At 71.3% G+C, this 18,805-nt stretch carries 18 protein-coding genes; 7 read left to right on the top strand and 11 right to left on the bottom strand.

Features of this window, described 5'->3' with window-relative positions; translation table 11 throughout:
• Positions 1–3 precede the first annotated feature (3 nt).
• The 7 genes from ABZ911_RS09290 (at position 4) to ABZ911_RS09260 (ending at position 7,166) form a co-directional block, all read left to right on the top strand.
• Positions 4–912 (top strand): LysR family transcriptional regulator, encoded by a 909-nt coding sequence (locus ABZ911_RS09290; RefSeq protein ID WP_358053686.1) that lies wholly within the window; start codon positions 4–6, stop codon positions 910–912.
• Positions 913–944: 32 nt separating this feature from the next.
• Complete coding sequence (locus ABZ911_RS09285; RefSeq protein WP_358053684.1) at positions 945–2,447, top strand: NAD(P)/FAD-dependent oxidoreductase; 1,503 nt, start codon at positions 945–947, stop codon at positions 2,445–2,447.
• A gap of 58 nt (positions 2,448–2,505) precedes the next feature.
• Positions 2,506–3,204: a response regulator transcription factor gene (locus tag ABZ911_RS09280; RefSeq protein WP_358053682.1), complete on the top strand. Its 699-nt coding sequence runs from the start codon at positions 2,506–2,508 to the stop codon at positions 3,202–3,204.
• Positions 3,201–4,550 carry an ATP-binding protein gene (locus ABZ911_RS09275; protein WP_358053680.1) on the top strand — a complete coding sequence of 450 codons (1,350 nt, stop codon included), beginning with the start codon at positions 3,201–3,203 and terminating at the stop codon, positions 4,548–4,550. Before ABZ911_RS09280 ends, ABZ911_RS09275 begins: the two co-directional genes overlap by 4 nt.
• A 186-nt stretch (positions 4,551–4,736) precedes the next feature.
• Positions 4,737–5,909, top strand: a complete 1,173-nt coding sequence (locus ABZ911_RS09270; RefSeq protein ID WP_358053678.1) for a glycosyltransferase — start codon at positions 4,737–4,739, stop codon at positions 5,907–5,909.
• Between the two features lie 75 nt (positions 5,910–5,984).
• The gene (locus tag ABZ911_RS09265; protein WP_358053676.1) at positions 5,985–6,470 is read left to right on the top strand and encodes a TIGR03618 family F420-dependent PPOX class oxidoreductase; all 486 of its coding nucleotides are present in this window, start codon (positions 5,985–5,987) and stop codon (positions 6,468–6,470) included.
• A gap of 48 nt (positions 6,471–6,518) precedes the next feature.
• Positions 6,519–7,166, top strand: a complete 648-nt coding sequence (locus ABZ911_RS09260) for a TetR/AcrR family transcriptional regulator (protein WP_358053674.1) — start codon at positions 6,519–6,521, stop codon at positions 7,164–7,166.
• On the opposite strand, the gene ABZ911_RS09255 is transcribed toward ABZ911_RS09260, so the two are convergent.
• The 11 genes from ABZ911_RS09255 to ABZ911_RS09205 form a co-directional block, all read right to left on the bottom strand.
• Positions 7,167–7,442 (bottom strand): hypothetical protein, encoded by a 276-nt coding sequence (locus ABZ911_RS09255; RefSeq protein WP_358053672.1) that lies wholly within the window; start codon positions 7,440–7,442, stop codon positions 7,167–7,169.
• Positions 7,443–7,514: 72 nt separating this feature from the next.
• On the bottom strand, positions 7,515–8,366 hold the full coding sequence (locus ABZ911_RS09250) for a helix-turn-helix transcriptional regulator (RefSeq protein ID WP_358053669.1): 852 nt from the start codon (positions 8,364–8,366) through the stop codon (positions 7,515–7,517).
• Between the two features lie 252 nt (positions 8,367–8,618).
• Entirely contained in the window at positions 8,619–8,825 is a 207-nt protein-coding gene (locus ABZ911_RS09245) for a hypothetical protein (protein ID WP_358053667.1), read from the bottom strand.
• Between the two features lie 58 nt (positions 8,826–8,883).
• Entirely contained in the window at positions 8,884–10,158 is a 1,275-nt protein-coding gene (locus ABZ911_RS09240; RefSeq protein ID WP_358053664.1) for an acyl-CoA dehydrogenase family protein, read from the bottom strand.
• Positions 10,159–10,167: 9 nt separating this feature from the next.
• Positions 10,168–11,178 carry a phosphotransferase family protein gene (locus ABZ911_RS09235; RefSeq protein ID WP_358053662.1) on the bottom strand — a complete coding sequence of 337 codons (1,011 nt, stop codon included), beginning with the start codon at positions 11,176–11,178 and terminating at the stop codon, positions 10,168–10,170.
• A 61-nt stretch (positions 11,179–11,239) separates the two neighbouring features.
• The gene (locus ABZ911_RS09230; protein ID WP_358053660.1) at positions 11,240–12,061 is read right to left on the bottom strand and encodes a GNAT family N-acetyltransferase; all 822 of its coding nucleotides are present in this window, start codon (positions 12,059–12,061) and stop codon (positions 11,240–11,242) included.
• Positions 12,036–13,814, bottom strand: coding sequence for an acyclic terpene utilization AtuA family protein (locus ABZ911_RS09225; protein ID WP_358053657.1), 1,779 nt, complete (start codon positions 13,812–13,814; stop codon positions 12,036–12,038). Before ABZ911_RS09225 ends, ABZ911_RS09230 begins: the two co-directional genes overlap by 26 nt.
• Entirely contained in the window at positions 13,811–14,590 is a 780-nt protein-coding gene (locus ABZ911_RS09220; protein ID WP_358053655.1) for an enoyl-CoA hydratase-related protein, read from the bottom strand. The genes ABZ911_RS09225 and ABZ911_RS09220 overlap by 4 nt, the downstream gene beginning before the upstream one ends.
• Positions 14,587–16,494, bottom strand: coding sequence for a biotin carboxylase N-terminal domain-containing protein (locus ABZ911_RS09215; RefSeq protein ID WP_358053653.1), 1,908 nt, complete (start codon positions 16,492–16,494; stop codon positions 14,587–14,589). The genes ABZ911_RS09220 and ABZ911_RS09215 overlap by 4 nt, the downstream gene beginning before the upstream one ends.
• Entirely contained in the window at positions 16,491–18,080 is a 1,590-nt protein-coding gene (locus tag ABZ911_RS09210) for a carboxyl transferase domain-containing protein (RefSeq protein ID WP_358053651.1), read from the bottom strand. Before ABZ911_RS09210 ends, ABZ911_RS09215 begins: the two co-directional genes overlap by 4 nt.
• Positions 18,077–18,757 carry a TetR/AcrR family transcriptional regulator gene (locus ABZ911_RS09205; protein ID WP_358053649.1) on the bottom strand — a complete coding sequence of 227 codons (681 nt, stop codon included), beginning with the start codon at positions 18,755–18,757 and terminating at the stop codon, positions 18,077–18,079. Before ABZ911_RS09205 ends, ABZ911_RS09210 begins: the two co-directional genes overlap by 4 nt.
• Positions 18,758–18,805: the final 48 nt, after the last annotated feature.

The raw sequence follows: 18,805 nt of genomic DNA, 5'->3' as shown, positions 1-18,805 counted from the left end.
GCTATGGGTGAGCTTCCTGATCTGGAGTCGCTGAAGCTGCTGGTCGACGTCGGCGACCTGGGCAGCCTCGGGCAGGCCGCCAGGATGGCCGGGATCGCCCAGCCCTCGGCCAGCAAGCGCATCGCCCACCTCGAACGCCGCCTCGGCCTGCCCCTGCTCGAACGCACCCCGCGCGGCTCGATCCTCACCGCCGAGGGCCGGATGGTCGCCGGCTGGGCCACCCAGGTGCTGGCCGCCGCCCAGGTGCTCATGCGCGGCGTCGAGGCGGTACGCCAACGGGAGGCCGCCCACCTGCGGATCGCGGCCAGCATGACGGTCGCCGAGTACCTGCTGCCCCGCTGGCTGGGCGAGCTGCACCACCGCGAGCCCGACGTCCAGGTGGGCCTGGACGTGATGAACTCCGCCGAGGTCATCCGCGTGGTGCTGGCCGGGGCGAACGGCGACGACAAGGCGCACGTGGAGCTGGGCTTCGTTGAGGGGCCGAGTGTGCCGCAGGGGCTGGACAGCGCGGTCGTCGGGACCGATCGGCTGGTCGTGGTGGTGGCGCCGGGGCATCCGTGGGCGCGGCGCCGTACCCCGTTGCGCGGGGTGGAGCTCGCGGCCACGCCGCTGGTCGTGCGGGAGCGGGGGTCGGGCACCAGGGAGACGCTGGACCAGGCCTTCGCGGCGCTGCACCGGGCCAGTCCCCGGCTGGAGCTCGGCTCGAACTCGGCGGTGAAGGGGGCCGCGCAGGCGGCCGTCGGCCCCGCCGTGCTGAGCGGGTACGCGGTGGAGGCGGAGCTGGCCACCGGGCGGCTGGTCGAGGTGCCGTTCGACGGGATCGACCTGGAACGCAGGCTGCACGCGGTGTGGCGGCGCGGGCGCTCGCTGGCGGGTCCCGCGGCGGCCTTGCTGGCCATCGCGAGGGGGTAAGGTCCCGCATAACTCACATTGAAGGACACACCATGCGATATGACGTCGTCGTCGCGGGTGCCGGGCACAACGGCCTGGTCGCCGCCGCCTACCTCGCCCGCGCGGGCCGCCGGGTGCTCGTTCTCGAACGACAGGACCACGTCGGCGGCCTGGCGATCTCCGCCCAGGCGTTCCCCGGCGTCGACGCGCGCCTGTCGCGCTACTCCTACCTGGTCAGCCTGCTGCCCACCAAGATCGTGAAGGACCTCGGGCTGCGGGTGGAGCTGCGCCGCCGCCGGTACGCCTCCTACACGCCGCTCGGCGAGAGCGGCCTGCTGGTCGACAACGGCGACGAGGCCCGCACGGCCGCCTCCTTCCGGGCCGTCACCGGCGGCGACGCCGATTACGCCGCCTGGCGCGACTTCTACGCGATGACCGCGCGGGTGGCCCAGGCGGTCGCGCCGACGATGCTCGAACCGCTGCGCGCCGCGGCCGGGCTGAGGAAGGCCGTCGGCGACCCGGAGGCGTGGCGCGACCTGTTCGAGCGGCCCATCGGTGAAGTGGTGGACGAGCGGTTCGCCGACGACACCGTTCGCGGCGTGGTGCTCACCGACGCGCTGATCGGCACCTTCGCCGACCCGGCCACCGACCTACTGGCCAACCGGTGCTTCCTCTACCACGTCATCGGCGACGGCACCGGCGAGTGGAACGTGCCGGTGGGCGGCATGGGCGCGGTGTCGGGGGCGCTGGAGGCGGCCGCGCGGGAGGCGGGGGCCGAGATCCGTACCGGCGCGGAGATCGTCGGCGTGGATCCGTCGGGTGAGGTGACCTTCCGGGACGCGGCCGGGGAGCACGCGGTCAGCGGTGAGCGGGTGCTGGTCAACCTGCCGCCGGCCGTACTCGACACCTTGATGGGCCGGGAGGCCGCGGCACCCGAGGGGGCGCAGCTCAAGGTCAACATGGTGCTGAGCAGGCTGCCCCGGCTGAAGGACGCCCGCGTCGAGGCGCGCGAGGCGTTCAGCGGGACCTTCCACATCAACGAGGGGCGCGACCAACTCGCACGTGCCTACGAGCAGGCGGCGCGGGGGACCATCCCGGAGCTGCCGCCCGCCGAGGTGTACTGCCACTCGCTGACCGACCCGTCGATCCTCGGCCCCGAGCTGCGCGGCCGAGCGGAGACGATGACCCTGTTCGGCCTGCACATGCCCGCCCGCCTTTTCACGAAAAATCCGGAAAAGGGGAGGAGTGAGGCGTTGGCGGCGACGCTCGCCTCGATCAACTCCGTGCTCGCCGAGCCCCTCGAGGACTGCCTGCTCGCCGCCCCCGACGGCACCCCGTGCATCGAGGTCAAGACCCCCGCCGACCTCGAACACGACGCGGGCCTGCCCGGCGGCCACATCTTCCACCGCGACCTGAGCTGGCCGTACGGCGAGGCGGGCCGCTGGGGCGTCGAGACCGAGCACGAGCGCATCCTGCTGTGCGGCGCCGGAGCGGTACGCGGCGGCGGCGTCAGCGGCATCCCCGGCCACAACGCCGCCATGGCCGTCCTCGGCTGAGCCGGGCCTCAGCGCGGATTCATCGGGTTCTCATGCTCGCCCTCTACCGTAGGTGACCATGAGTGAGGCGGCACGCTTGCTGGTAGTCGACGACGAGCCCGCGCTGCGCGAGGCGCTGCAGTCGAGCCTGGAGTTCGAGGGGTACCGGGTGGTCGCCGTCGCCGACGGCCAGGCGGCGCTGGACGCGCTCGCCGCGGCGGAGTACGACGCGGTCCTGCTCGACGTCATGATGCCCAGGCTGGACGGGCTGACCACCTGCCGCAGGCTGCGCGCCTCCGGCAACCACGTGCCCGTGCTGATGCTGACCGCGCGCGACGCCGTGGGGGACCGGGTGTCCGGGCTCGACGCGGGCGCCGACGACTACCTGGTCAAGCCGTTCGAGCTGGACGAGTTGCTGGCCCGGGTGCGGGCGCTGCTGCGGCGCGGCACGCTGAGCGGGCGCGGCGCGGACTCCGCCGTCCTCGCCTTCGGCGACCTGCGGATGAACCCGGCGACCCGGGAGGTCACCAGGGCGGGCCGGGCACTCGACCTGACCAGGACCGAGTACCTGCTGCTGGAACTGCTGCTCACCCACCCGCGCCAGGTGCTCACCCGCGAGCAGATCCTCGCCTCGGTCTGGGGCTTCGACTTCGAGCCCACCTCCAACTCGCTGGACGTCTACGTGATGTACCTGCGCCGCAAGACCGAGGCGGCCGGCGAGCCGCGCCTGATCCACACCGTCAGAGGCGTCGGCTACGTGCTGCGGGCGCTTCAGTGAGGCGACGCGGGCTGCGCTCGCGGCTGACCCTGCTGGTCACCGTGGCCGTCGCGCTGGCCATCGCGATCAGCGCGGGCGCCTGCTGGTTCCTGGTCCGCGACGAGCTGTACGACCAGGTCGACAGGACCTTCGAGCCGCCCAAGACGCACAGCGAGCAGCTCCGCCAGTTCGGCGGGCTGGAGCACGCCTGCAAACCCGAGCCCCAGCCGCTCAAGCCGTACGGCCCGCGGTCGATCACCCAGGCCATCTACACCGACCTGCCGCCCTGCTACCTGGGCCCGGCCATCAAGATCACCAAGGTGGACCTGTATGTCGCCGCCCATGGCGGCAGGCGCTGGCGCAACGGCGTCACCGCCGACGGCCAACCCGTCCGGATCATGATCGACGGCATCCGCCCCGGCGCGGCCGTCATGGACGCCAGGCCGATCGGCGAGGTGGAGACCAGCCTGCGCACGCTCGCCCTCCTGCTGTCCGGCGTCGCCGCCGTCGGCGTGCTCGGCGCGGCCACCGCCGGCCTGTTCGTCTCCCGTACCGCCCTGCGTCCCGTGACCCGCCTGACCGGCGCGGTCGAGCACATCGCCCGCACCGAGGACCTGAACACCTCCATCCCCGTCGAGGGCACCGACGAGATCGCCCGGCTGAGCGCCTCCTTCAACGCGATGACCGCCGCCCTCGCCGGCTCGCGCGACCGCCAGAGCCGGCTCATCGCCGACGCGGGCCACGAGCTGCGCACCCCGCTCACCAGCCTGCGCACCAACATCGACCTGCTGCTGCGCAGCGAGCACACCGGCCGCGCCATCGACCCCGCCGCCAAGGCGCGGCTGCTGGTCAACCTCAAGGCCCAGTTCGAGGAGCTGTCCACGCTGGTCGGCGACCTGCTGCAGCTCTCCCGCGGCGAGACCGACCACGAGCCGCACGTCGAGCTGGCCTTCCACGACGTGGTCGAGGCCGCCGTGCAGCGGGCCAAGCTGCGCGGCGCCGAGGTGGCCGCCCGCCTGGACCCCTGGTACGTCGAAGGCAACCCCGCCTCCCTCGAACGCGCCGTGCTCAACCTGCTCGACAACGCCGCCAAGTTCAGCCCCGGCCAGGTCGAGGTCGTGCTGCGGGACGGCGAGCTGACCGTGCGCGACCACGGGCCCGGCATCCCCGAGGACGAGCTGCCGCACGTCTTCGACCGCTTCTGGCGCTCGCCGGCCGCCCGCGGCTTGCCCGGTTCGGGGCTCGGGCTGGCCATCGTGGCCCAGGCGGTCACCGAGGCGGGCGGCGAGATCACCCTGGACAACGCCAGGGGCGGCGGCGCGATCGCGCACCTGCGACTGCCCGGAAAGGCGAGACCGAGCCCCTGAGCCGACCTTCGCGCGATTCCGGGATTCCGGGAGCGGGGAGCCGGGAATGACCACAGACTCGACGGGATCAGGCAGAATTGCGCGCGAAGTGAGAATTCCAGGGTCTATCAGTGCGGCTGGTTGCCTCTCTCGGGCGTTGCCGAGCGAATCAGCCTGGTTCAAGACCGGGGGACGACCGTGGATCCCATGAAGACAGCGACCCGCCTGGTCGAGGTGGTCGTCCCGGTCTACAACGAGCAGCGGGCGCTGCCGCCGAGCATCAGACGCCTGCACGCGTACCTGACCGCAAACCTCCCCTACGGCTTTCGCATCACCATCGCCGACAACGCCAGCACCGACGACACCTGGGCGATCGCCGCCGAGCTGGCGGCCGAGCTGCCGGGCGTGCGGGCCGTACACCTGGACGAGAAGGGCCGGGGGCGCGCCCTGCGCCAGGTGTGGGCGGCCAGCGACGCCGACGTGGTCAGTTACATGGACGTCGATCTGTCGACGGATCTGGACGCGTTCCTGCCGCTGGTGGCGCCGCTGCTGTCGGGGCACAGCGACCTGGCGATCGGCACCCGGCTGGCCAAGGCGTCGAACGTGGTGCGCGGGCCCAAGCGCGAGTTCATCTCCCGCGCCTACAACCTGCTGCTCCGCTCGGTCATGGGGGCGCGCTTCTCCGACGCGCAGTGCGGGTTCAAGGCGGCGCGCACCGAGATCGCCCGGGCGCTGCTGCCCGCCGTCGAGGACCAGGAGTGGTTCTTCGACACCGAGCTGCTGCTGCTGGCCGAACGCCACGGGCTGCGCATCCACGAGGTGCCCGTCGACTGGGTGGACGACCCGGACAGCCGCGTCGACATCCTGAAGACCGCCATGGACGACCTGCGCGGGCTGGCCAGGGTGACCCGCAAGACGCTGTCGGGGGCGGCGCGCATCCCGGTGCCCGCCCGCGTGCAGCGGGCCGAACTGCCGAAGGGCATGGGACGGCAGTTGCCCAGGTTCGCGATCGTGGGCGTGGTCAGCACGCTGTCGTACCTGCTGTTGTTCTCGCTGCTGCGCACGATGCTGGTGCCGTTCGCGGCCAACGCGGTGGCGTTGCTGACCACCGCCGTGGCCAACACGGCGGCCAACCGGCGGTTCACCTTCGGCGTGACGGGGGCGGCGGGAGCCGTACGGCACCAGTTCGAGGGGTTGATCGCGTTCTTCGTCGGGCTGTCGCTGACCACCGGCGGTCTCGCCCTGGTGCCCGCGAATGCCTCGCATGCCGTCGAGCTGGCCGTGGTGATCTTCGCCAACGCGCTGGCCACGCTGGTCCGGTTCATGCTGCTGCGCGTGTGGGTGTTCAACCCCGAGCGAAGGCGCCGGCGGGCAAGGTAGGTCCGAACAGGATCGTCTATTACGGAACTATCTGCTACGGTTCTTCCTGTTGTGCTGATCAAGGGAGGAACTTTAATGAGCGCGGAAGAGCGGAAGCCGGTTGCGGGGCCCGCACCTCGGGTTCTCTCGGAGGAAGAGCTGTCGCGGTTGCTGAGCGAGCAGCGGTTCGGGGTGCTGGCCGGTGTCAGGCGAACCGGCCATCCGCACCTGTCCACCGTGCTCTACCACTGGAGCCCAGAGGAGCGCGTCCTGCGGATCTCCACCACGGCCGATCGCCTCAAGGTGCGTCAGCTACGGCGTGATCCGCATGCCGCCCTGCACGTCAACGGCCCGAACGTGTGGTCGTTCGCCGTCGCGGAGGGCGAGGCGAAGGTGTCGGAGCCGACGACCGCGCCCGGCGACGCGATCGGGCGGGAACTGCTGGCCCTGACGCCCGGCTTCGCGGACCCCGCGGACGAGGCGGCCTTCCTCGGGCAACTGGTGGCGGAGCGGCGCGTGGTGATCAGGATCCGGGTGTCCCGCCTGTACGGAACGGCTCTGGACCTCCCCGCCGAGGACTGACCGTCCCGGCCGGGTGGTCGCCGGAGGAGCGCGGGATAAGCTTTGCCGGTGCAAAGTGGGGATCGGGTCCGGGGAAGCCGGGCCGGCCAGGCGGACCAGCGCCGGGCCGAGTTGCTCGACGCCACCCGGCGGGTGGTGCTCGAACGCGGCATGGCCCATACCCGGGTGGCCGACATCGCCAAGTCGGTCAACGTCAGCGGCGGCCTCATCCACTACCACTTCGCCACCAAGGACGAGCTGATCACGGCGATGCTCCGGGCGACGCTGGAGACCGAGCGCGCCCGCCTCGCCGAGCTGATCGCGGGGCCGGGCACGGCAGTGCGGCGGCTCGACCGGGTGCTGCGCTTCAACATCCCGCAGTCCCGCTCCGACCAGGGCTGGCTGCTGTGGATCGACGCCTGGAACACCGCACCCCGGGTGGAGTCGGTGCGCCAGATCGTGCTGGAGCTGGAGACCGTCTGGATCGAGGCGCTGGAGCAGGTCATCCGCGGCGGCGCCGAGTCGGGTGACTTCACCTGCGAGGATCCGGCGGGCGCGGCCGAGCGGATCGACGCGATGCTCGACGGCCTGATCATCCGCTACACCCTGCACCCGAACGTGCTGTCCAGGGCCCGCCTGCTGGAACACGCCCGCACGGCCGCCTCCCGCGAGGTCGGCCTCACCCTCGACGCCTTCGACGAGGACGAGAGCGCCTGATCAGGCGGTCTTCGGGGTCGGCAGCGCGGCCAGGAGGTAGGCGAGCCGGGCGGCCGCGCTCTCCACGTCGTCGGCGTGGCCGAGGCGGTAACCCCACGAGGTGATGAACGCCCCCTCGTCCGAGCACGTCACGGTCTCGGCGAGAGTGAGGGAGAACCGGTTGCGCACCGCGACGTACGCGGGCTCGCGCGACAGCGCGAGGTCCTGGACCGAGAGGTCGGCATGGCGCCCCGCGGCCAAGGCGAACCGCTCCAGGCAGAACATGGTGTCCAGCATCACGTGTCACCTCCGCATCGTCTCGCGACAGAATTGCACGATCTTGTACGGCGGGGCAAGCAATTGCGTGGATTAAAGTGCGGATTGTTTCTCGTAATCGTGCAGGACCCGGATGATGACGGCGCGCCCGCTCTCCCCGAACTCGGCGACCTCGCAGTAGTCCTCGAACGTGCGCGAGTAGAAGGCCAGGTCGTCGGGCTCGCGCATGAGCAGGTCCTTCGTCCTGGTGGCGACCGCGACCAGCGCCTCGTTGTAGATCCAGAAGCCGGTCACCGGCACCGAGGGCAGCTCGTGCTCGTAGGGGATGATGCCGAGGTCCAGGTTGGGCAGCGTGCTCACGGCCAGCAGCCGGTCGAGCTGGCCGCGCATCACCTCGGCCGGCGCCAGCCGGGTGCGCAGCGCCGACTCGGGCATGACGAAGCGGAAGGCGCGCGAGCGGTCGTAGAGGATCTCCTGGCGCTGCATCCGCACCCGGACCGCCGCGTCGATCTGGTCGGGCGCGGAGTAGAGCCTCTTGATCTTGAGGAAGACGTGCCTGGCGTACTCCGTGGTCTGCAGCAGGCCGACCACCAGGCCCGGCTCGAACGCGCGGAACAGCTTGGTCTTGGACTCCAGGTCGCGGATGTCCTCCTGGATGGCGGCCAGGCCGCTGCGCTGCCGCTGGCGCCAGTCGTCCTGGCGTTCGGCCAGCACCAGCGCCTGCCCGATGAGCTGGTCGATGACCTGGGGAGTCGCCTCCACGGCCTGGCCCCACACCACCACGTCGTCCTCGGTCGCGGTCTGGCGGGCGTTCTCCAGTCGGGAGACCTTCGAGGGCTGCCAGCGCAGCCGCTCGGCCAGTTCCTTGCCTGACAGGCGCGCAGCCTCCCTCAGTTGCCGCAACTGCGCTCCGAGGTCCATGCGCGCCTGCTGAAACGAGCTCACGTTTAACCTCCGCGTCCCAAGCCACAGAGGCTAGACCCCGTCACGACGATCATGCCAGAGGAAGTGGCGCAATTGTGACCAAGCCATCGCAGGCGGTGGTCGGCTCGGGAGGGGGGCCCGCGGAGGCATCGCCAGGTCAAGCCGGGGGTGCCGCGCCGGGAATAGTGTCAAAATGACCAAAAGGTCGCCGCGGGAAAAGCGGCGATCCGGCGGCCGTTTCCCCGTGGGCCCGGCGGGTGGCGCCGTGCCTGGTCAGGCGAGGACTCGGCGGGCGATCTCCACCAGCAGCTCGCGCGGGACCTCGACCGCCCCTTCGCCGTCGAGGACATCGCGCAGATCGGCCAGCGCCTCCGGATCGGTCACCTGGAGACCCTGGACGACGATCGTGCCCCGATCGGTCTCGTAGAGAGTCGGACAGGCGCCAGCCTCGGAGGTGGAGCCGAGAAACCGCATACGCATGATGATCCTTCCCCGAACCCTAAGCAATTGCGCGCAATTGTAGGGTCCGTAGGTGATCTTAGTCCCCTATATCGGCATATTTCGTATATGCGGCTTCGATCTTGTCCGGGAGGAACTCGGTCGGCCACGGTCCGGGGGCGGGTGAGTACTCCCTGAGGACTCTGCGGGCGATCGACGCCTGGTGCACCTCGGTGGGGCCGTCCATGATCCCCATCAGCGGAGCCGCCTGCCAGAGCCTGGCCAGCGGCGTCTCGTTGGACACGCCCAGCGCCCCGTGCAGGTGCATCGCCTGGTAGACCACGTCGTGGAAGACCCGCGCCGCCGCCACCTTGCACGCCGCGATCTGCGTGCGCGCCTCCCGCGTCGACGACTGGTCGATCAGCCACGCGGTGTGCAGCACCAGCAGCCTGAACTGCTGGATCTGCAGGTAGGAGTCGGCGATCGCGGCCTGCACGAGTTGCTTGTCGGCCAGCATGCCGTCGTACGTGCGCCGCGACAGCGCCCGCTCGCACATCATGTCGAACGCCTTCTTGACCGCCGCGACGGTCCGCATCGCGTGGTGCACCCGCCCGCCGCCCAGCCTGGCCTGCGCCACCGCGAACGCCCCGCCCTCCTCGCCGAGCAGCGCGTCCTCGCCGACCCGCACGCCGGTGTAGCGGATGTGCGCGTGGTGACCGTGCCCCGGCCGCTCGCCGATCGTGCCGATGTCGCGCAGGATCTCCACCCCGGGCGTGTCGGCGGGCACCAGGAACATCGACATCCGCTTGTACGGGTGGGCGCCGGGGTCGGTCACCGCCATCACGATGAGGAAGGTGGCGGCGGCGGCGTTGGAGGTGAAGTACTTCTCGCCGTCCAGGACCCACGAGGAGCCGTCGCGGACCGCGCGCATGGTGAACATCCGGGGGTCGGAACCGCCCTGCGGCTCGGTCATCGAGTAGGCGGAGAACACCTCGCCGTCCAGCAGGGGCCTGAGGTAGCGGTCCTTCTGCTCCGGCGTGCCGTACATCGCGATGATCTCGGCGTTGCCGGTGTCGGGGGCCTGGCAGCCGAAGATGACGGGGGCCCAGGCCGAGCGGCCGATGAGCTCGTTCATCAGGGCCAGTTTGAGCTGGCCGTACCCCTGGCCGCCGAGGTGTTCGTCGAGGTGGCAGGCCCACAGGCCCCGCTCGCGCACCTGGGCCTTCAGCGGGTCGACGATCTTTCGCAGGCGGCCGTCGGGCTTCTGGTAGGCACGGCCGGGGAAGGCCAGGTCGAGGGGTTCCACCTCCTCCCTGATGAAGGTGTCCATCCAGTCCAGCTTGGCCTGGAAGTCCGGCTCGACGGAGAAGTCCATACGGTTGCCTCACATGTAGGTGCGCGCCCTGGCGAACAGGTTGAGGGTGGTCGCGTGCAGCAGGTCCCCGATGTCCTTGGGCGCCTGTCCGGCGCAGGCGCGCGCGTGCGTGCCCTCCAGGACGATGCCGAGCTTGAAGCAGGCCATCACGGCGTACCAGTCGACGGCGGACAGATCGCGGTCGGACAACTCGGTGTAGTAGGCGACGATCTCCGCGCGGGACGGCAGGCCGTCCACCTGGTGCGGACCGGGGCCGTCGTCGTCGGGCCAGGTGGCCAGCAGCCAGCCGAGGTCGAGCAGCGGGTCGCCGATCGTGCACATCTCCCAGTCGACGATCGCCGCCACGCGCGGCCCGTCCGGCGCGAACATCAGGTTGGCCAGGTGGTAGTCGCCGTGCATGATCCCCGGCGTGAACGCGGCCGGGCGGTTGCGCTCCAGCCAGTCGGCGGTCTCCGCCAGGTGGGGGATGGCCGGGCCGGGGTAGCCGTCGAGCCTGCCGTACGACTCCAGTTCGCTCAGCCAGCGCGGGACCTGGCGTTCCAGGAAGCCCTCGGGGCGGCCGAAGTCCGGCAGGGCGGCGGCGGGCACGCGGCCGAGCGCGGCCAGCGCGGACGTGGCCTCCAGGCCCATGCGGTAGCGGATGGCCGGGTCGGAGGCGTGCGGTTCGGGCAGGCCGGTCGTCGCGTTGAACCCGTCGACCGGCTCCATCAGGTAGAACACCGGCTCGTCGGCCGTCTGCGCGGCCACCAGCGCCGGCGCGGGCACGTCCGTGCCGCGCAGCGCGGCCAGCACCCGCGCCTCGCGGCGCAGCACCTCGTTGCTCCTGGCCCGCGCGTGCAGCGGCGGCCTGCGCAGGATGTACGGCACGCCGCCCCGGCTGAAGCGCACCATGACGTTCTGCGTCCCGCCGAGCACGGGGGCGACCTCGCCGATCGGGCCGCCCGGCAGCCCCTGCCCGTCCATCCACGCCCCGAGCATCTCGAAGTCGATCACATTGACGTCGATGTGCGCAGTGCTCATGACCGCCCTTCGGCAGAACGATGTTCTAGTTGGGAAATCTAGGACGGCCCGCTCGCCCCGGTCAACCCAGCGCCTGCATGAACGGCAGGAACTGCCCGCTCCGGTCGCCCGGCAACTCGCCGCCCCGGGCCATCAGCGAGACCGGCCACGGCCCGCCCACACCGTGCGCCGTCGCCCACTCGACCAGCTCGGTCCTGGACTGGTCGATGTCCATCCGGACGACGCCGCCGTCGTCCAGGGCAAGGTCGCCGATCAGCGCGAAGGCGGTGTCCCGGTCGCGCGCGACGACCGGGCCGATGACGGCGCTGTCGTCGTTGCGCCACACCTGGCCGTAGCCGGTGAGCCGCCCGTCGCGCTCGGCCACCCGCAACCGCTCGCCGAAGTCCGGCATCCTGCGCAGCAGCGCCGACCTGTCGGTACCGAACACCTCGGCGTCCAGATCCAGGATCGCGGGCAGGTCGGCGGCTCCGGCGGTGCGGGTGACGTCCGAGGGGGCGCCGGTGAAGACGCCCTTCTGGATGGCCGCGCGGCCGACGACCCGGAAGCCGAGCTGCTCATAGAGGGGGCGGCCGTTCTCGGTGGCGTGCAGGGAGACGACGCGGTCGCCCGCCTGTTCCAGGAGGTGTTCCATGACGCTGCGGGCCAGGCCGCGCCTGCCGTACCTGGAGGCGGTCAGCACCATCGAGACGACCGCGTGATCGTCGCCGTAGCGGGTCAGCACGCTGGTCGAGGCGAGGCCGTCGCCGTCGGGCGCGTCGAGGCCGTAGACCTCGCCCACCTCGAAGAGCAGCCGCCACTTGCGCTCCTCGGGCGGCCACTCGCGGTCGACGGCCAGCTTCATGCAGGCGGCCAGGTCGTCAAGGGTCAGTCGGCGGATCGTCACGGGCGCCATCCTGCGGGAACCGGCTCGCGGGTCTCAACCGAGTTTCCCGGTCAGCCTGTCCATCTCGGCCCGTGAGCACCGACTCGGGGACCTCGACGAGGCATGCGCGCAGTTCCTCGCCCAGGGCCTTGGCCTGCGGGTCGAGGCGAGGGCTCGCGGCCACGCCCCGGCCGAGCAGGCCGTGGACGACGAAGTTCAGGGCGTTGAGATTGGGCAGCTCGTACCGGTCCACCCGCAGGGCGGCCAGGTGGGGGAGCAGCCCCTTGAGCCGGTCCACGGTCAGGAAGGCGGCCAGCCACGGGTACTGCTCCGCGGCCCGCACCCAGACCCCAAGGTTCGCGTCGCCGCCCTTGTCACCCGAGCGCGCCCCGACGACTCTGCCGAGCGGGGTCTCGGCACCCACATCGAGCGGGATCATCACATCTGGCGGCGCCTCGGCGACCGGAATCTCGGCGGTCGAGCCGAAGCCGGGCTCCGCGGTCGTCCCGGCGTCGAGTTCGCGGCCGTCCAGGAAGACCTTCGGCCGCACCTGGGCCGCGGGGACGAGCGCCGGCCAGTAGACCCCGTACGGCGAGGCGTCCCCCGGCGGTGTGAGGCCGTAGAAGCCCGGATAGCTCGCCAGCCCCGTCTCCACCACCGCCGACGAGAACGCCCGGCCCGCCTTCCGCGCGTCCCGGTCCATCACGGTCACCCGCAGCAGCGGCGAATCGAACGAGACGTCCACCTGGTCGAAGGACTCGCGCGGCACCCGCGCCCAGATCGCCTCCTCCGCCACCCGCGCCTTGGCCGCCGCGTCCAGCCCGGTCAGCACCAGCGTCATCGTGTTCCGGTAGCCGCCCAGGTAGTTGACCGCCACCTTCAAGGTGTCCGGCGGGGGCTCCCCGCGCACCCCCGACACCCGGACCCGGTCCGGCCCGTCGTCCGACAGGGAGATCGTGTCGAAGCGCGCCACCACGTCGGGCCCGAGGTAGCGGGGTGAGGCGATCTCGTACAGCAGCTGGGCCGTCACCGTTCCGACCGACACCAGCCCGCCCGTGCCGGGATGCTTAGTGATCACCGATGAGCCGTCCTCGTACAGCTCGGCGATGGGGAAGCCGCAGTGCGCCAGGTCGGGGACCTCCTCGAAGAAGGCGTAGTTGCCGCCCGTGGCCTGGCAGCCGCACTCGATGACGTGCCCGGCGACCACCGAACCGGCCAGCGCGTCGAGGTCGCCGGGCTGCCAGCCGTACCGCCAGATGCCGGGGCCGGTGACCAGGGCCGCGTCCGTGACGCGGCCGGTCACCACGACGTCGGCGCCCGCCGACAGCGCCGCCGCGATGGGGCGGGCGCCCAGGTAGGCGTTGGCGGTCAGCGGCTGCCCGGTGAGCTTCTCGCCGGTGTCCAGGTTGACCAGGTCGAGGTCGCGGCCGGTGAGGTCGTCGCCGGTGACGTACGCCACGCGGGCGGACAGGCCGAGCCTGGTGGCCAGCTCCGACACCGCCGCGGCGCACCCGGCCGGGTCCAGGCCGCCCGCGTTCGAGACGATCCGGATGCCGCGCTCCAGACAGGTGCCGAGAACCTGTTCCAGTTGTTTGAGGAAGGCGGGGGCGTACCCGGGGCGGCCCTTGAGGCGGTTGCCGGCCAGGATGAGCATGGTCAGCTCGGCCAGCCAGTCGCCGGTCAGCACGTCGATCGGGCCGCCCTCGACCATCTCGCGCGCCGCCGACAGCCGGTCGCCGTAGAAGCCGCCGCAGTTGGCGATGCGCAGGCTCACGTCACCGACCACTTCGGCGGGCGCTTGTCCATGAACGCCGCGATGCCCTCCTGGCCCTCCTCGGAGGTGAAGCGCTGCGCCGACAGCGCGGCCATCTGCCGCAGGCCCTCCTCGAACGACAGCGACGGCACGTCACGGACCAGCCGCTTGGTGATCGCCAGCGACTCGGGGCCGCCCTTGACCAGCATGGCGGCATAGTGGGCGACGGTGGCGTCCAGCTCCTCGGCCGGGACCGCCCGGTTGAGCAGGCCGATCTGCTGGGCGCGGGCGGCGTCGAACACCTCGCCGGTCATCAGGTACTCCGACGCGGCCCGGGGGTCCAGGCGGCGCAGCACCGGGACGGAGATCATCGCGGGGGCGACGCCCAGCCGTACCTCGGAGAACGCGAACGACGCCGTCAGCGGCGCGATCGCGAAGTCGCAGGCCGCCACCAGGCCGAGACCGCCCGCGCGGGCGGTGCCGTTCAGGCGGCAGATCACCGGCTTGGGGCTCTCCCAGATCAGCCCCATGATCTCCGGGAAGGACGCGGTCACCGGAGCCTCGTGCGCGCCGCCCGACGGCTCGACCCGCTGCTCCTTCAGGTCCGCGCCCGAGCAGAACACGTTCCCGGTGGCGGTCAGCACGATGACCCGGGCGGCGGGCTCGGCCAGCGCCCAGTTCAGCCGGTCCTCCAGGTCGCCGAGCAGCCGTACCGACAGCGCGTTGCGGTTGGGCGGGGAGTCCAGGGTGATCGTGGCGATCCCGTCTTCCAGCCGCTTGTGAACCAGACGTGTCATGCTGCACTCTCCTCGATGACCGCGAGCACGGCTCCCGCCTCGACCTGATGGCCCGGCGCGACGTTCACCCGCGTCGCCACACCGTCGGCGGGCGCGGCGATCTGATGCTCCATCTTCATGGCCTCGATCACCAGCACCACCTGACCCTTGGTCACGAGGTCGCCGGATTCGATCTCGACGCGCAGCACGCTACCCGGCATCGGGGCGAGCAGTGAGCCCGGGGTCACGGCATCGGCGGGCTCAGGGAGGCGGGGGAGCGGCGTGAGGCGTACCGAACCCAGCGGGGAGTCGACGTGGATCGCGTCCGGGTAGTGCGCGACGGCGAAGGTGTGCCGGAGGCCGTCGCGTTCGAGCACCACCTGGTACGGCTCGGCGCCGACCAGCGTGACTCCCTCGGGAAGCGGCTGGTAGACCACCTCGGCCTCGGCGAACCTGGCCGTGCCCGGCTGCGAGCGGACGTTCCGCCAGCCGCTCGGCAGCCCCTTGAGCACGCCCGCCCGGCTCCGGTTCCACGCCGCCGCCGCGAGCGCCGCCGCCAGCGCGGACAAGCCGTCAGGCCCTTGGTCCGGGCCCACCGCGTGCTCCTGAAGAAACCCGGTATGCGTCTCACCCGCCTCAAACGCCGGATTTTTCAGGACATCGAGAAGAAAGTCCCTGTTCGTGATGAGGCCGTGGATGCGCGCCCCCCGCAGGGCGGCGGCGAGCCTCCTGACGGCCTCGGTACGGCTCGCGCCCCCCGCGACCACCTTGGCCAGCATCGGGTCGTAGTGGGTGGAGACCACCGAGCCGGACTCGACGCCCGAGTCGGTCCTGACCGTGCCGGGCACCTCGAACAGGTGCAGGCGGCCTGACTGGGGGACGAAGTCGCGGTCCTCGGCGTACAGGCGGACCTCGATCGCGTGCCCGTGCGGCTCGGGGGGCCGGGCGGGCAGGCGGGCGCCCTCGGCGACCTCCAGTTGGAGCCTGACCAGGTCGACGCCGTAGACCAGCTCAGTCACGGGGTGTTCGACCTGGAGGCGGGTGTTCATCTCCAGGAAGGCGATCGTGCCGTCCTGGACCAGGAACTCCACCGTGCCCGCGCCGACATAGCCGATCGTCCGGGCGGCGTCGACGGCGGCGGCCTCCAGGGTGGCGCGCAGCGGCGGGCCGACGGCCGGGGAGGGGCACTCCTCGATCACCTTCTGGTGGCGGCGCTGGATGGAGCATTCGCGCTCGCCCAGCGCCCACACGGTGCCGTGCCGGTCGGCGAGGATCTGTACCTCGATGTGCCGGGCGCGCTCCAGCAGCGGTTCGGCGAACACCGTCCCGTCGCCGAACGCGGCCTCAGCCTCCCGCCTGGCCGAGGCCAGCGCGGCGGGAAGCTCCCCGGCCTCCCGGACCACCCGCATCCCCCGCCCGCCACCACCGGCGGACGCCTTCACCATGAGGGGGTAAGCCCACTCACAGCCTGCATCGGCAAGGGCGGGGGGATCGCATGGGCTCATGAGGCCGGTGTGGATCGTCCAGGACGGTAGTACCGGGACTCCCGCCTCGGACATCAGGCGTTTGGCTTCGATCTTGGAGCCCATCGCGGCGATCGCCTCGGGGGAGGGGCCGATCCAGGTCAGGCCCGCGTCCTGGACGGCGCTGGCGAAGTCGGCGTTCTCCGACAGGAACCCGTAGCCGGGGTGGACGGCGTCGGCGCCCGCCTTCCGGGCCGCCTCCACAATTCGCGATATATCCAGATAAGTCTGGGCGGGGGTCGTGCCGCTCAGCCGTACCGCGAGATCCGCCTCGGTCACGTGCGGGGCGTCGGCGTCCGGATCGGAGAAGACGGCCACCGTCTCGATGCCCAGGTCGCGGCAGGTACGGAAGATCCGGCGGGCGATCTCGCCGCGGTTCGCCACCAGCAGTCGCCTGATCATGGGCGGAACACTCCGAATCCGGCCGCCTCGGGGACGGGCGCGCTGTTGATCGCCGACAGGCACAGCCCGAGCACGGTCCGGGTGTCGCGCGGATCGATCACCCCATCGTCGTACAGCCGTCCGGACAGGAAGAACGGCAGCGACTCCGCCTCGATCTGCGCCTCCACCAGGGCCCGCATCGCCGCGTCGCCCTCCTCGTCGTACACCTGCCCGCGCGCCTGGGCCGCCGCCCGCCCGACGATCGACAGCACCCCGGCGAGCTGCGCGGGCCCCATCACCGCCGACTTCGCGCTCGGCCAGGTGAACAGGAAGCGCGGATCGTAGGCCCTGCCGCACATGCCGTAGTTGCCCGCGCCGTAGGAGGCGCCCATCACCACCGTCAGGTGGGGCACCGTCGAGTTCGACACCGCGTTGATCATCATCGCGCCGTGCTTGATGATGCCGCCCTGCTCGTACTCCTTGCCGACCATGTAGCCCGTCGTGTTCTGCAGGAACAGCAGCGGCGTGCGCGACTGGTTCGCGAGCTGGATGAACTGCGTCGCCTTCTGCGACTCCTGGCTGAACAGCACCCCCTGGGCGTTGGCCAGGATGCCGATCGGGTAGCCGTGCAGGTGCGCCCACCCGGTCACCAGGCTGGTGCCGTACAGCGGTTTGAACTCCCGTAGCTCGCTGCCGTCCACGATCCTGGCGATCACCTCACGCGGGTCGAACGGGATCTTCAGATCCTCGGGCACGATCCCGAGCAACTCCTCGGCCGGATATTCCGGATCCCGTACGGCGAGCGGCTCGGTGCCTTGCTTGCGCCAGTTGAGGGACCTGATGATGTCCCGCCCGATGCGCAGCGCGTCGTACTCGTCCACGGCCAGGTGATCGGCCAGCCCGCTGGTTCGCGCATGCATCTCGGCCCCGCCCAGCGACTCGTCGTCGGACTCCTCGCCGGTCGCCATCTTCACCAGCGGCGGCCCGCCCAGGAACACCTTCGCCCGTTCCCGCACCATCACGACATGATCACTCAGGCCGGGTACGTAGGCGCCCCCGGCCGTCGAGTTGCCGAACACCAGCGCGACCGTGGGAATCCCGGCAGCACTCATCCGCGTCAGATCCCGAAATATCCGTCCCCCCGGGATGAAGATCTCCTTCTGCGTCGGCAGATCGGCCCCACCGCTCTCCACCAGATTGACGTACGGCAGGCGGTTGCGCAGGGCGATGTCGGCGGCGCGCAGCGTCTTCCGCAGCGTCCACGGGTTCGACGCGCCGCCCCTGACCGTGGGGTCGTTCGCGGTGATCACGCACTCCACGCCTTCGATCACCCCGATCCCGGTGACGACACTGGCGCCCACCGGGAACTCACTGCCCCACGCGGCCAGCGGCGACAGCTCGAGAAACGGGGAGTCCGGGTCGAGAAGCAGCTCCACCCGCTCCCTCGCAAGCAGCTTCCCCCGGTCGCGGTGCCGCTTGACATACTTCTCGCCGCCGCCCGCCACCGCCTTGCCGTGCTCGGCGTCGAGCTCGGCCACCTTGCCGAGCATCGTCTCCTTGCGCGTCAGGTACTCGGGGGCGCCGGTGTCAAGCCGGGTCCTGATCATCGATCCTCCTCGCCGCCGACGGATGTCCGGAGGCCGTCGTTCGAGGCCGCCTGCCCGGCGGAACCTGACGTGGGCGTCAAGCCGATGGCTCGTGCCCAGAGGCGGGTCAGGAGGTCGACGGCCGCCTGTTCGTCGGCGTGCTCGCCCAGGTCCAGCCAGACGTGCGCGAAGTGCTCCACCATGCCGCCGAGCATGATCGCGGTGAGCCGCGGGTCGAGGGCGGGGTCGGCGAGGCCCTGGTCCTGGAGGCGCCTGAGGCCCTCGGCGCCGCGTCGTACGAAGACCTCGCGCAGTTCCAGCAGGAGCGCGGCGAAGCGGTCGTCGGTGGTGGCGGCGTGCTCAAGCATGCGCATCAGGCGCGAGTTGGCCGCCCAGGCGCGCAGGTAGAGGCGGTTGGCGGCCTCGATCCGGGCGTACGGGTCGCCGGGAGCGGTGGGGCCGACCACGCTCATCGCGAACATCTCGCCGACCGCGCTCCCCGCCACCTCCCCGAACAGCGACTCCTTGGAGTCGAAGTAGGTGTAGAAGGTGCCGTGGGAGACCCCGGCCCGCCCGCAGACGTCGTCGACGCGCACCGCGTCGTACCCGTGCTCCTCGAACGCCTCCCGGCCCGCCCGCACCAGCGCCGCCCGCGTCCGCCGCCCACGACCGGTCAACTCCTCAGACTTGACGATCACGTCAAGTACGCTACCCCTCCCACTTCCCCAAGAGAAGAGCCCTCTCGC

The sequence above is a fragment of the Nonomuraea sp. NPDC046570 genome (assembly GCF_040645915.1).
GTDB lineage: Bacteria > Actinomycetota > Actinomycetes > Streptosporangiales > Streptosporangiaceae > Nonomuraea.
This window is presented reverse-complemented; position numbering and strand designations above follow the sequence as displayed.

Excerpts from the sequence above, each read along its gene's own strand:
- ABZ911_RS09290 (WP_358053686.1), top strand. The coding sequence starts at position 4 with ATGGGTGAGCTTCCTGATCTGGAGTCGCTGAAGCTGCTGGTCGACGTC.
- ABZ911_RS09280 (WP_358053682.1), top strand. The coding sequence starts at position 2,506 with ATGAGTGAGGCGGCACGCTTGCTGGTAGTCGACGACGAGCCCGCGCTG.
- ABZ911_RS09240 (WP_358053664.1), bottom strand. The coding sequence starts at position 10,158 with ATGGACTTCTCCGTCGAGCCGGACTTCCAGGCCAAGCTGGACTGGATG.
- ABZ911_RS09285 (WP_358053684.1), top strand. The coding sequence starts at position 945 with ATGCGATATGACGTCGTCGTCGCGGGTGCCGGGCACAACGGCCTGGTC.
- ABZ911_RS09265 (WP_358053676.1), top strand. The coding sequence starts at position 5,985 with ATGAGCGCGGAAGAGCGGAAGCCGGTTGCGGGGCCCGCACCTCGGGTT.
- ABZ911_RS09270 (WP_358053678.1), top strand. The coding sequence starts at position 4,737 with ATGAAGACAGCGACCCGCCTGGTCGAGGTGGTCGTCCCGGTCTACAAC.
- ABZ911_RS09235 (WP_358053662.1), bottom strand. The coding sequence starts at position 11,178 with ATGAGCACTGCGCACATCGACGTCAATGTGATCGACTTCGAGATGCTC.
- ABZ911_RS09255 (WP_358053672.1), bottom strand. The coding sequence starts at position 7,442 with ATGCTGGACACCATGTTCTGCCTGGAGCGGTTCGCCTTGGCCGCGGGG.
- ABZ911_RS09215 (WP_358053653.1), bottom strand. The coding sequence starts at position 16,494 with ATGATCAGGCGACTGCTGGTGGCGAACCGCGGCGAGATCGCCCGCCGG.
- ABZ911_RS09245 (WP_358053667.1), bottom strand. The coding sequence starts at position 8,825 with ATGCGTATGCGGTTTCTCGGCTCCACCTCCGAGGCTGGCGCCTGTCCG.
- ABZ911_RS09210 (WP_358053651.1), bottom strand. The coding sequence starts at position 18,080 with ATGATCAGGACCCGGCTTGACACCGGCGCCCCCGAGTACCTGACGCGC.
- ABZ911_RS09220 (WP_358053655.1), bottom strand. The coding sequence starts at position 14,590 with ATGACACGTCTGGTTCACAAGCGGCTGGAAGACGGGATCGCCACGATC.